The following is a 12,917-nucleotide window of genomic DNA, read 5'->3' as shown; positions in this document are numbered from 1 at the left end:
TCTCAAGAGGCGGTGCCATGCAGCCTTAGGAAAGCATAGATCATAGAGTCGAATTCTACTTTCTCTATCCGGATGCTGGTAATGTGCTATACGATTATCAAAGCCCTTAATGGAGAGCTCCAGCGGCTACGCGTCTAAATGATCTTCAGGCTCTTTCCTTTTCTGAAATGGGCCAGGCCCACGAGACGGCAAACCCGGGCGGATGCCATTGCCGGCATCACGGTTGGGTTGGTGCTGGTTCCCCAGGCCCTGGCATACGCCCAACTCGCGGGAATGCCTCCCGTTACCGGTCTCTATGCGGCACTGCTGCCGGGCATTGTCGGGGCCTTGTTCGGTTCATCGTCACTGCTTGCGGTCGGGCCTGTGGCATTGACCAGCCTGCTGACCTTTGCAGCGCTGCAACCGATGGCCGAAGCGGGATCCCCGGAATGGGTAGTGATGGCGATATGGCTCGCCCTCTATTCCGGGCTCATGCAGTTTCTTATGGGCGCGTTCCGCATGGGCATTCTTGCCAACCTGATCTCGAACGCTGTCGTTCAGGGGTTCGTGAATGCGGCTGCGGTCATCATTATCGTTTCGCAGATCCCATCACTGTTGGGCTTCGATACAGGTGCCGGTGGAAACTGGCTATCCACGACCTGGCAGGAATGGCAACACGCTCCCTGGCGGCTGATCGCAACCGCCGGGTTCGGTCTTGGTGGTGTGGTCGCTTTGCTGTTACTCGGGAAGTTGACCGCTCGCCTGCCTGCAGTGATGGTGATTACCCTGATCGGCATCGCCGGCAGTTACCTGCTGGGATTTGGAGAGCTCGGTGGCTCGGTCATCGGGCCGGTTGGGAGCGGACTTCCCCATCCCTCACTGCCTCTGACACTCTCCGTTGACCAGCATCTGGCGCTTCTGCTGCCCGCTGCAATCATTGCACTGATCAGCTTTACCGAAGCGATGTCCAGTTGCCGCACCATGTCTCGAATAACGGGGGAACCGTGGGATCGGAATCAGGAGTTAATCGGTCAGGGGCTGGCCAAAATGGCCAGTGGCTTCAGCGGTGCCTTCCCCGTCAGTGGTTCATTCTCCCGCACGGCGCTGAATGCCTACAGTGGCGCGAAAACCGCGAGGGCATCCCTGATCGCCTCTCTGGTGGTGCTGATCTCCCTTTTCGGGTTTACCGAACTCCTGTATCACCTGCCGACCGCGATTCTCGCCGCCATCATCATCGTGCCCGTCACCCGGCTGATTGATGTCCGCTCGCTTATGCGATTAAGCCGTGAAAACCCCAAGGATGGCCTGGTAGCTCTCGTCACCCTGGCGGTGACACTGGTCACCGTACCAAATCTGTACTGGGGCATTCTGGCGGGCATGGCAGCGTCTTTGCTCGCTTTCCTTCACCACCATACCATGCCGCGAATCATTGAGCTGGGAGTTCACGAGTCAGGTGGGTTTCGTGACCGACATCTTTACCAGCTTCCGCCCATTGCCGAGGGGGTTCTCGGGGTACGTATGGACGCCTCACTCACGTACCTGACGGCACCTGTTCTGGAGCGCTCTATCCGCAAGCGTGTGGATGCCGACCCGAATCTGAGAGCCGTGCTTATTTCTGCGTCTTCCCTGAATCAGGTCGACTCTACTGGCCTGGACACCCTGCAGGACATCTGGTCTTTTCTGGATGCCAGAGGCATTACCCTCTACCTGTCTGGCCCAAAGCTTCCGTTGAGAGGAGCCCTTTCAAGGACAGGACTGGCGCAACTGATCAAAGAGGAGAACATTTTCGCTACTGACGCGAAGGCGATTGAGGCATTGACGTAGATAGAACCCGGGGCAATCCCAGACGCAGCGTTCAGTTCGGCCTCTCTACGAAAAAGGTCCACAACAGTGCCGGGCGCCCAAAGAAGTACCCCTGTAAATAAATCCCCGGATGGTGGGCTTTCAGGAAATCCGCATGTTCTTGCGTTTCCACTCCCTCCGCCACAACTCGAACATTCATGGATTCGCCGATACGTTTCACCATATCGACAATATCGGCAGACGTGGAATCGCTTAATGCCGAAAGCACAAACGACCGGTCAATCTTGATTTCCGATATGGGCAGCCGGCGCAACTGGGAGAGCGAGGAATAACCCGTCCCGAAATCATCCAGCGAGAACGTGCAGCCAAGGTTCCGTATCTTCTCCATCTTTTCGACAACGGCATCCACATCTTTCACCATCACGCTTTCCGTCAACTCGAACGTAATCAGCGCCGGTGGGTAACCCGAGTCTGCGACCAACCCGAGGATCGCCTCGGCAAAATCTTCCTCCGCCATGTGCTTGGCGGAAATATTGATCGAACAGCGAAGTTGTCGCGAATCTGCTCTCATCTGAGCCAACATTCCCAGGCACACGCGAACGATATGGCGCTCCAGGGCGACAATCTGCCGGGTCCGCTCGGCAAAAGGAATAAATTCGCCGGGCCCCAACAACCCTCTTTCCGGATGATCCCAGCGAACCAGCAGTTCGATGCCCGCCAGTTCCCGGTCCGGGCTAAGCTGGGGCTGGGCATACATTGCAATTTCGTTCTCGGTAATCGCTCGGGCCAGTTCCGACTCCACCGCCATTTGCCGCCGGATATTCTCGCTCATGGAATCTTCAAACATCGCAACAGCCCGGTTCGAGTCCTTGGCATTTCGGTGCGCCGTTTCGGCATGGCGTAAGGCCAGGGATGGCATGTCGGAGCTTTCTGTCGGGTACAGCGCAATGCCACCGGTTGCCTCTATCGTTAACGCCCCTTCCGAGCGATAAGGGACGGGTTCCCGCAGAGCCTCCTGAATACGCTCGAACAACCGCAGCGCTATCCGGTAAGCTTCGTCCAACGTCCACTGCTTTGGTGCCAGCACTATTCCAAATTCATCGCCGGACAGACGAGCGATGGAATCGTCTTCATGGCAAGCCTTCCTGACCCTCTCGGCAAACGTCTGAATGACAATATCACCGCAGTCGAAACCATAGGTCTCGTTTATATATCGGAAGTTGTTGATATCAACAACGATCACCGCCGTGGTCATGCCACCGTGATGACACAACTTCAGTACCGTACTCAGTTGGTCCAGGAAAAGGGCCCTGTTGGGGAACCCGGTAACGGGATCACGCCAGGTCAGTTCTTCCAGCCGCTGCTCGGTCTCTTTCAGGTTGGTGATATCGTTAAAGACCGTCACGTAGTGGGTCACCTGGCCGTCATCAGCCACTATCGTGCTGATCGTTCTTAGCTCCGGGTATACCTCGCCATTCCTTCTGCGGTTGTAGATCTCCCCCGACCAGTGATGATGTATCTCCAAATAATCCAGAATACTGGTGCTGTCTCGGCGTTTATCCACGCGCATATCAAGAATGTCATGATACCGACCCAGGGCTTCTCCTTCGGAGTAACCGGTAATACGGCTGTAGGACGGGTTTACTGCAGTGATCTTTCCTTCTGAATCAAGCACCGCAATGCCTTCCGAGGTTGACATGAAGGCCTGCTCATAGAGGTTTCTTGAAGCAGTGGCCCGGTCCCGTTTCCGTTTCTGTTTCTGCATCAACCGCCAGTTCAACTGGTCCATTTGATGCAATCTCTCGCTTAACGTTTGATTGAGCTCGACCATATGATCAAGCATGCCCTTCAGGGAAATGTGAGTGCGCACTCTCGCCCGTACAGAAGGAATGCTGATTGGCTTGCGAATAAAATCCACAGCCCCTGCCTCAAACCCTTTCTCTTCGCTGTCAGTGTCAATGAGTGCCGTGATGAAGATAACCGGAATATGCTGAAGCTCCTGGCGTTTCTTCAGCCGCCGACACAGTTCCAGACCATCCATGTCCGGCATCATGATATCCAGCAGCAACAAATGAGGACGCTCTCCCTTATCGAGAAGCTCCAACGCCTGTTCCGCGCTGGTGGTCACGATAATGTCATGATCGCTTTTCAGTGCTTCCGACAACACGCGTATATTAGTGGGTTCGTCGTCCACGACCATGACTCTGGGTTTCACCTGAAAGAGGTGCGTTCCAATCGAGTCGTCCCGATCCAGCTTAGATGGCAGGTCTGACACAGCTACGCCCCCCTTCCCGTTTTGCCTCATAAAGATATCGATCCGCCGCTTCCTTCAACTCTGAAGAATTCGTCTCTTTATGAGGAACGACGGCGTAGCAACCGACTGACACCGAAAAGTTAGGGCAAGCCTGCCCACTACGGCGACATTTTTCGTGTTCAGCGTCCAGAACCTGCGCCAGACGCTTGGCCGCCCGAACCGTATTCGCGAGTGAGGCGCCAGGCAACATGGCTACAAACTCATCGCCGCCGAGTCTTGCCACCACATCGCCAGCGCGGCCAAACGCCTTTTCCATGGACGTCGCCAGAAGTTGCAGGCAAACATCACCCTGAGCATGCCCAAATTGATCATTAATGTTTTTGAATTGATCCATATCCACCAAAGCAAGGCCGAGGGAAAGCTCGTTTCGGAGAGCCCTCCGCCACTCCAGGTCCAATTGCTGCTCAAACATCCGACGGTTTCCGATCCCGGTCAGTGTATCCCGCAACGCCTGAGCCGCCAGCAGATCCGTTTTTCGCTTGAAATCAACAAAGGTTGAAACCTTGGCACTCAGAATGATTTTATTGAAAGGTTTGAGGACATAATCAATAGCACCTTCTCTGAACGCTTCCTCAATATCGCTGCTCTGGTCGGAAGCCGAAATACAGATCACCGGAAGTTCCCGGTAGGCCGGGGCCGACTTCAAGCGCTTCAGGAACTCAATGCCTTTGCCGTCGGGCAGATAGAGGTCAAGAAGCACAGCGTCCATGTCCGGTGAGAGGCAGCGCTTTGCCTCTGCCAGCGATTTGGCAACAACAAGTTCACAGGCCGCTCCCAATATCCCCACCAGACTGGCGATACCCGTAGGGTTATCTTCCACAACAAGCACAACTGGCTGTTTTTTATGGCTCATTGTCTGGTCTGTACTCCGTTTGGACATCATCCAATAGCGCGAGTGCTTGCTGAAAGTCATAGACCTCCAACGCTTGCCTCAGTCTGTTCGCCAGTTTCATCTGGCTGCTGGCGATAAGATGATTCAAGATCACCCTCAGATCTTCATCTTCAGCGATACGATTGCCACTCAGTTTCGTCTTCACGCGAGAGAGAGCTACCTGTAGTTCCACTCCGGAGTTATCGGCATTGTCCGCAGGAGCAATCACCTTAAAATGCTGCTCCAAACGACGACTATGATCAAGAAGCAGATTGAGCAATTGAGGTAACATGGACAGCGACGTACGGTCCTCCTCGGCGTTCTCAACCTGACCAGCCACCTGAGCAAGCTCTGTGTCGGCAATACTGGCGGCGGCCCCCTTGATTTTGTGCGCCATGTGACGGGCATCCTCCGCCAGCGTTGCCTTCCGGACCTCAGCAACCATCTCCGCAGAACTGGCGATAAAACTTCTGACACACCGTGTGAACAAAGCACTGTCGTCACTGAAAAGACGGTCGTAAGCCTGGCGTGAAATAAATTCCGGCATTTCCGTTACCGCTGTCTCCGTGTCGTTGGATACCTCACTGTCGTCGGACACCTCGGGTGTGTAAACCACTGACCGACGATCTTCAAAATAGGTTTCCAGCAGTAATTGGATATCCTTGGGAACCACCGGTTTGGTGAGATAGTCCTGCATTCCCGCCGCCTTGGCCGTCATGCGGTCGTGATCGGAAATAGAGGCCGAGAGTGCAACGATGATCGAGTCATTTGCGTTGGCACAGCCATGGATGCGCTCGGTAACCTCCTGTCCGGTTTCACCGTCCAGGTGAAGGTCCATCAGTATGAGGTCGAACCCCCTCTGCCCTAAGCACTCGACGGCCTGGTCCCCTGTCTGGACAGACTGCACATCGACACCAAACGAACTCAGGTAACTCTCAACAATTTCGCAGTTCAAGGGCACATCGTCGACAACCAGCGCGGATAGCCCGTCAAACTGGGGCTTGCCCCCGCCCCGCGAATCCGGAGTATTCCCGTGTCTTTGGGAGAAGTGCTCGAAGAGCTTTGATGGCGTCAGGGGTTCAAAAGCCATGTGCCCGCCGGAACGCTCGAAGTCCGCCACCCAGTCCCGCCAATAGCCGGCGGGGGCGATGATCAGTATGGCCCAGAGCGGGTACCTGCCGGGATGAGTCAGGATCTCAGTCACGAAACCATCCAGTAAGCCTGGTTCCGTGCCTTCCATGTCAATCAGGAAGAACCTGTCTTCGACGTGTTCGACCTTCGCAATAGTCTCGAGGATACCAGGCCACTGCGACATGTCATCGACGGTTTCAAGTGTCAGGCGCCAGTGCTCCCTATAATCCTCGAGCAAGGCCAGATTGGCACGAAAACCGTAATGGAAGACGTGAATCGGCCTTCCCGTCCTCGAGGAACTTACTGTGCCATCGTCCTGAGAGACACCTACAGGCACCAAAAGCCGGAAAGTCGAGCCCTGGCCAATGTCGCTCTCCAGGGTGAACTCCGCCTTCATCAATAATGCCAGTCTTTGGCTGATGGCAAGGCCTAACCCGGTCCCACCGAAATTCCGGCTCGTGGATTCGTCCGCTTGCCGGAAGTTCTCAAAAATTCGCCCCTGGTCCTCGGGTTTGATCCCCACACCGGTATCCACAACTTCAATTTGCAGATAACCGCTTGCCTGACTCTCAGTCCGATAATCAATCCTGACATCGATACCGCCCTTACGGGTGAATTTGACGGCATTGCCGACAAGATTGGTGCATATCTGGGAAATGCGTAAAAGATCGCCCGTCACCCGATTGGGTGTCCCGGGATCAATGGACACCCTGAGTTTCAGGCCTTTTTCTTCCGCAACAATGGCAAACAGGTCGACGCTGCGATGAACCAGCGCGTCGATGTCAAATGGATGGATGTCCAGCTCTATGTGATCCGCTTCGATCTTGGAGAGGTCCAGAATGTCATTCAGGAGCTGCAGGAGGGCCTCTGACGCCGAGAAGGCTTTCTTTACGAGTCTCCGGGGGTGATCCTCCAGCCCAGCTTCCTGCAACAGCACCAGCACACCGATAATCGCGTTCATGGGTGTGCGGATTTCGTGGCTCATATTCGCAAGGAAAGCGGTTTTGACGGTCACCGCCGATTCCGCCTCCTGCTTCTGCTCCTTGAGTTCCGCATTCAGAACTTCCAGCTCCTTTTCGCGCTGTACGATATCGGTCACATCAATCGTGGTCGCCATGAAACACTGCTCGCCCTGCAACGTTACCGGGTGATAACTGACCACAACATCACGAATCTCGCCTTTACGGTTCGCAAGCGAAGCACCGGCCTGAACGCTCTTTCCACCCAGCGCCTGCTGATAGAGTGTATTGCGTTCTTTGACGAGGTCGGGGCCAAGCATCTGCTCCAGATTGTGGCCAATGGCTTCTTCTTTGCTGAAGGGAAACCAGTGTTCTCCGCAGGCGTTCATAAAACGGCACGTGAGTCGGGAGTCCCAGACGGACACTGTCAGCGGCAGGTGGTCGGTCAGCGTGTTGATAAAATCCAGGCTTTCCCGCAGCTCAGACGTTTTCTCAACAACCTCGCTCTCGGCGCGACGGCGAGCGTTAGCCATGAGCGCAAAGACCAGCAAAATCAAGGTATTGATAACGAGGCCGCTGACCAGAATGCTAATGGGCTGCTTACCGGCATTGAACGTTTCAAAGCGCCGGGTGGTCTGGACATCGAAATGCCACTGACGACCGTACATATCCATCACATACGACGTCTCGAACATGGGTGTGGGGTCGTAATTAGCCCCCCGGGTTTCATCGAGTTCACTGTACAGGCGGGATTCGCCATCCATGACCCGAAAGTGAACAAGCCGGTTGACGTTGGCGAGCGTGCCTTCCATCAGTTTCGACATGATGAAAGGCGCGTAGATCAGCCCTCTGAACAACGACTCACGCTGATCGGCCGGTGGTACTTCGGCTGACTGGTAAAAAGGCCGGTAGAAAAGGAACCCAGGTGTTTTTTCCTCATCCTGTACCAATACAATAGGGCCCGTTATCTGGGTCTGACCGGTTCGCATCGCCTTGAGCGCCGCCTGATACCGGTTCGACTCATGGGCCATGTCGAGCCCGACCGCCGCCCTGTTGGACGTCTCTGGCTCAATGTAGACAATGGGCCAGAAATCATCGCCACCGTGGGAAGGATGAACCCGGAAGTAGGAACGCTCCTGTTGTTTTTCCGCTATATAGTCGTCCAGATTCTCAGCGGCAACACGCTCAATAACCCCGATACCATTAATGCCTGGCAGACGCTCCTGAAGCGCCAGCACTTCGCTGAAGCGCTTCCACATCTCCAGATTCACATTGCCCTCTGAAGCCCGGATAGCGCCTGCACCGAACATCAATGCAAATTCATATTTCTGCATCCGGTCCCGCAGAAGCTCATCAAGCTGCTCCACCTGATGATCAAACTGCTCCCGGGCTTTCTCCTCGGCAATTCGAGACGAAACCTGCCAGGCGGTGAAGGTAAGAAGTAACGAGAGGGAAATCACTACCCAGTGGAGTACGGACAGTGACTGAAAGGACTTCCATGCGTTGAACATACCTAGGCCCACATCCTGTTAGCGAACTACACAACAAAGTGTAGTTCAGTTTCGGAGGGAGAACGAAGGGATATACGCGTCAGAGACCTAAAAGATTCACGCTTGGAACCTAAAGCAAACCGATTCGGTATTCAATCGGCTACATGGCTTGCAGGCGGAATAAAGCAATTTTATTGATCTCGCTCAGAGCGCGCTGAAATTCCTGCTCGGGAGAGTTGTGAATACGCTCCTCGAACGACGCCAGTATCTGGTGTCGATTACTGCCCCGCACTGCCATAACAAAAATAAACCCGAACTTGGCTTTGTATCCCTCGTTCAGCCTGACAAAGCGCTCAAACTCTTCCGGGCTACAATCCTGAATGCCGGCACCGGCCTGCTCGGAAGTACTGGAGACCGTCAGCTCTCCACGCATAGCGGCTTTGCCTGCGAGGTCAGGGTGGGCGTTGATCAATGCCAACTGGGTGTCGCGATCCGCACTGAGAAGGATGTTGGCCATCCGCTCATGCAGGCGTTCGACCTCATTACATGTTTCATCGATGCCCATCTCATAGGCTTTATCCGCCACCCACGGTGAATGCTCATAGATGTCCGCAAATGCGGCCACGAAGTCCTCGCGCCCAAGGCTGGACGGAGTCAGCGTTTGAAAACGGCTCATTGTATGCTCCTGATATTTCAATGTACGCGGTCGACACCCGGATTGTAGAGCGCCAAACCAAAAATATCGTATACAATTAACATAGACATCAATGCGAGGCAATTCTTTTTGCGGGCCGGTAATATCTCTGAGCTCAACATGACGCCCGCTCACTGACCCTGATCCATAATTGACCTGAAAATACGAATGTTATTAATTTATGGGATACAATATAGAAACAATATGTATTCATTTATTGTTGAATTGTGTTACTCTTTGATCAGGTCATCGTGGCCACGGCGGGAAGGTTTTGTGACATTCGATCTGCGAACCTTACCCGCCCTCCTGCAACACACTCGACTTGCCTCAGTGTGTTTTTACCCGCCTCCTGGCGGGTTTTTTTTGCTCCTTCTCCAACTCCATTGATGGCCTGGAGCTCCGAAAGGTGGCTCGTGACTGGATCAGGCTCGGCTAAACGGGGGCTTTTCTCGTATACTATCCCACTACCGGATTCCGTACTTCCACCACCTCATTCGCGAGACATTATGAGCAAACAAGCGCAGCCCACCAAAAGCCCGAACCGAGCCGAGAAAAAACGGACGGGGGCGACAAGCGACACCATATACGCCCACATGTTCGACGCTATTCTTGAGCATCGGCTGGCCCCGGGAACCAAGTTGAGCGAAGAGGCGTTAGGAGAGATTTTTGGCGTCAGCCGCACGATTATCCGGCGGGAGCTGTCACAACTTGCCCATGAGGGTGTCGTTTCCATTCGCCCCAACCGGGGCGCAATGGTGGCCAGCCCAAGCGTGGAGGAAGCCCGCCAGATTCTCTACGCAAGGCGTTTGGTCGAACGTGCCATCACGGAGCTTGCCGTTCAGCACGCCACGGAAGAACAGATTGATGAGCTACGGGGGATGGTGACAGAGGAGCATGATTGCTTCGCCCGAGGGGATCGGGGCGCCGGTATCCGCTTGTCCGGCGAGTTCCACCTGAAACTGGCCGAAGCGGCGAACAATACCCCCTTCGTAGGCTTCCAGCGCAGCCTGGTTTCTCAGACCTCGCTGATCATCGCCCAGTACGAAAAGGGAACCCGTTCGCACTGTTCCTATGATGAGCACAACCAGTTACTGGATGCGATATCGGCCCGTGACACCGACAAAGCCGTTTCATTGATGATGCATCACATGGATCATATTGATGCGAAACTGAACTTTGATAACGAAAGCACGACGGATGACCTGCATGCGGTGTTTTCACACATCGGCTTTGCCCGGAAGAAAGCCGGCACCAAATAACAGGGTCCGGCCAGAGCATTCAGGTGTGGGAACGCTGTTGATGTTCGGCATTGTGCTCACTTAGACTTCGGGGCTCACATGGATTTCGGAAGCACCAGAATGGCCCGGAAATCATTAACGTTGGTGCGAGTCGGACCCGTGATGATCAAGCCATCGAGTGCCTCGAAAAAGCTGTAGGCGTCATTGCGGGCGAGATAGCTGGCAGGATCAAGCTTCAGGGCCTGAACCCGCGACCAGTCATTGGGACCAAAAATGGCGCCGGCGTTATCTTCGGAGCCATCAATACCGTCCGTGTCGATGGCCAACGCGTGAATATTGGACGCTCCCTGAAGGACCGAGATGGCACCCAGGAGGTATTCGACGTTACGACCTCCTCGCCCTTCACCGGACACCGTAACACTGGTCTCGCCACCCGAAAGGATCAACAGTGGTTCTTTGAGGTCTTTTTGCAGCTTCAACGCCATTGTCGCATGCTCAGCTCCGAGCTCCCTCGCCTCTCCTTCAAGATCGTCACCCAACACACGAACGGCGACACCGGCCAGATTTGCGGAGGCCTCCGCGGCTCGGAGTGCATCAAAGGCCCTGGCCTGGACGATCGTACGATCAAGTCCAAATTCGGGTGAGTGCGGCTTGGGCGCGGTATCGTCACTGAGCAGGTGGCGACGCACGGCCTCTGGAATGTCTATGGAGTACCGCTCCAGTATTTCCAGCGCATCCATTGGCGTTGTCGCATCTGGAATGGTCGGCCCTGAGGCGATGAGCGCAGGATCGTCGCCAGGCACATCGGAAATCAGGTAGGTAATCACCCTCGCCGGATGGGCGGCGACGGCCAAGCGCCCGCCCTTGACGCGCGAAAGATGGCGCCGCACCGTGTTGATCTCTCGGATCGGGGCGCCACAACGCAACAGCGTCTTGTTAATGGCCTGCTTTTGCTGCAGCGTCAGCCCTGGCGCCGGCAGCGTCATGAGCGCGGAACCGCCCCCCGAAATCAACGCGACAACAAGATCATTCCCGGTCAGCCCGGATAACAAATCGAGCATGCGCTGGGCGGCCTTCTCGCCCAACTCGTCCGGCATGGGATGGGAGGCTTCCAATACCTCGATGTGACGACATTCCGCGCCATGGCCATAACGGGTAACAACCAGACCGGAAAGGTCAGCGTCGTCGTAGGCGTCAGCCCACGTGCGCTCGAAGGCCGCCGCCATTGCCGCCGCCGCTTTGCCAGCCCCAATCACAACGGTACGTCCGGACGGGCGCGGCGGTAGCTGGCCGGCCGAAAGCAGCGTATCGGGGTGGACGGCAGATACTGCCGTTGCGGCAAGCTGCCTGAGCCAGACATTCACTTCTGTCGGATGATCAAAGGACAGCGAATCGGACAAGGCGTGCATCAGCGGCTCCTCACAACGGATAGAAAATAAAGAAACGACGTGGTACGCCGGCGCCCCAATGACTGGTGCCGAATCGACACCGGCCATTGGGTTTGGGTGCTGCGCCGGCAGCTTAACTAGGCACCGATCTCGTGGTCAGCCAGCTTTTCCAGGGCCTTCACAATGCCTGCGTGGTCCCAATCCGCACCGTTGTTCGCGGCGCAGGCCTGGAACAGTTGCTGGGCATTGGCGGTACCAGGCAGCGACAGATTCAGGCTGCGTGCACTTTCCAGGGCCAGGTTGAGGTCCTTCTGGTGCAGGCGAATACGGAAGCCAGGGTCAAAGGTGCGCTTGATCATGCGCTCTCCGTGGACATCGAGGATCTTCGACTGGGCCAGACCACCCAGCAGGGCCTCACGCACTTTCGTTACATCCGCTCCGGCTTTCGAGGCGAAAAGCAGGCCTTCAGCCGCGGCCTGGATGGTCAGCGCTACGACGATCTGGTTGGCAACCTTGCAGATCTGACCGGCGCCGTGCTCGCCAATATGGGTGATGGTCTTACCCATTACCTCAAGGACGGGCAGGGCCCGGTTAAAGCCTTCATTGGTACCACCCACCATAATGGTCAGGGTTGCGTTAACAGCGCCACCCTCGCCACCAGACACCGGAGCGTCGACGTATTCACCACCAGCCTCAGTGATGCGCTTGGCAAATGCCTGGGTGGGGATCGGCGCAATGGAGCTCATATCGATGACCAGCGTACCAGGCTGGATGCCTTCAACGATGCCGGCCTCGCCAAGCAGCACGTCCTCAACATCGGGGGTGTCAGGCACCATGGTGATGATAATCTCGGCCTGTTCCGCAACTGCCTTGGGGCTATCGACTTCTTTCATGCCCTTGGCCGCCAGGCCTTCGTCCAGAGAGCCATACTTAACGTAGGTTACCAACTCGTGGCCTGCTTCCAGCAGGTGTCCGGCCATGGGCCGGCCCATAATCCCGAGACCAATAAATCCGATCTTGCTCATAATCCTCTCCTTACTCACTTTTTTG

At 55.5% G+C, this 12,917-nt stretch carries 8 protein-coding genes; 2 read left to right on the top strand and 6 right to left on the bottom strand.

The genetic code is table 11. The features are described 5' to 3' along the window. Positions 1-138: 138 nt before the first annotated feature. The gene (locus tag AC13D2_RS18670) at positions 139-1,803 is read left to right on the top strand and encodes a SulP family inorganic anion transporter (protein WP_292049947.1); all 1,665 of its coding nucleotides are present in this window, start codon (positions 139-141) and stop codon (positions 1,801-1,803) included. Between the two features lie 31 nt (positions 1,804-1,834). On the opposite strand, the gene AC13D2_RS18665 is transcribed toward AC13D2_RS18670, so the two are convergent. The 4 genes from AC13D2_RS18665 to uraD all read right to left on the bottom strand — a co-directional run bounded on the left by AC13D2_RS18665 (position 1,835) and on the right by uraD (position 9,223). Then, the gene (locus AC13D2_RS18665) at positions 1,835-4,057 is read right to left on the bottom strand and encodes a GGDEF/EAL domain-containing response regulator (protein WP_482939022.1); all 2,223 of its coding nucleotides are present in this window, start codon (positions 4,055-4,057) and stop codon (positions 1,835-1,837) included. After that, positions 4,038-4,949: a diguanylate cyclase gene (locus AC13D2_RS18660; RefSeq protein ID WP_292049945.1), complete on the bottom strand. Its 912-nt coding sequence runs from the start codon at positions 4,947-4,949 to the stop codon at positions 4,038-4,040. Before AC13D2_RS18660 ends, AC13D2_RS18665 begins: the two co-directional genes overlap by 20 nt. Then, the gene (locus AC13D2_RS18655; protein ID WP_292049944.1) at positions 4,939-8,568 is read right to left on the bottom strand and encodes a CHASE domain-containing protein; all 3,630 of its coding nucleotides are present in this window, start codon (positions 8,566-8,568) and stop codon (positions 4,939-4,941) included. Before AC13D2_RS18655 ends, AC13D2_RS18660 begins: the two co-directional genes overlap by 11 nt. A gap of 139 nt (positions 8,569-8,707) precedes the next feature. After that, positions 8,708-9,223: a 2-oxo-4-hydroxy-4-carboxy-5-ureidoimidazoline decarboxylase gene (uraD, locus tag AC13D2_RS18650; RefSeq protein ID WP_482939021.1), complete on the bottom strand. Its 516-nt coding sequence runs from the start codon at positions 9,221-9,223 to the stop codon at positions 8,708-8,710. A gap of 524 nt (positions 9,224-9,747) precedes the next feature. Here uraD and AC13D2_RS18645 point away from each other — a divergent pair. Continuing rightward, positions 9,748-10,500, top strand: a complete 753-nt coding sequence (locus AC13D2_RS18645) for a GntR family transcriptional regulator (protein ID WP_300494306.1) — start codon at positions 9,748-9,750, stop codon at positions 10,498-10,500. A gap of 74 nt (positions 10,501-10,574) precedes the next feature. On the opposite strand, the gene AC13D2_RS18640 is transcribed toward AC13D2_RS18645, so the two are convergent. Both AC13D2_RS18640 and AC13D2_RS18635 read right to left on the bottom strand, forming a co-directional pair. Further along, positions 10,575-11,888, bottom strand: coding sequence for a glycerate kinase type-2 family protein (locus tag AC13D2_RS18640; RefSeq protein ID WP_482939020.1), 1,314 nt, complete (start codon positions 11,886-11,888; stop codon positions 10,575-10,577). A gap of 116 nt (positions 11,889-12,004) precedes the next feature. Then, a complete protein-coding gene (locus AC13D2_RS18635; protein ID WP_482939028.1) occupies positions 12,005-12,895 on the bottom strand; it encodes a 2-hydroxy-3-oxopropionate reductase in 891 nt (296 codons plus the stop codon). Positions 12,896-12,917: the final 22 nt, after the last annotated feature.

Source organism: Marinobacter sp. B-12, assembly GCF_056857915.1.
The sequence above is the reverse complement of the archived record's forward strand: the minus strand, read 5'-3'. Positions and strand labels throughout refer to the sequence as shown.

Coding starts and splice junctions, on each gene's coding strand:
- AC13D2_RS18670 (WP_292049947.1), top strand. CDS start 139: ATGATCTTCAGGCTCTTTCCTTTTCTGAAATGGGCCAGGCCCACGAGA.
- AC13D2_RS18660 (WP_292049945.1), bottom strand. CDS start 4,949: ATGAGCCATAAAAAACAGCCAGTTGTGCTTGTTGTGGAAGATAACCCT.
- AC13D2_RS18655 (WP_292049944.1), bottom strand. CDS start 8,568: ATGTTCAACGCATGGAAGTCCTTTCAGTCACTGTCCGTACTCCACTGG.
- uraD (WP_482939021.1), bottom strand. CDS start 9,223: ATGAGCCGTTTTCAAACGCTGACTCCGTCCAGCCTTGGGCGCGAGGAC.
- AC13D2_RS18645 (WP_300494306.1), top strand. CDS start 9,748: ATGAGCAAACAAGCGCAGCCCACCAAAAGCCCGAACCGAGCCGAGAAA.
- AC13D2_RS18640 (WP_482939020.1), bottom strand. CDS start 11,888: ATGCACGCCTTGTCCGATTCGCTGTCCTTTGATCATCCGACAGAAGTG.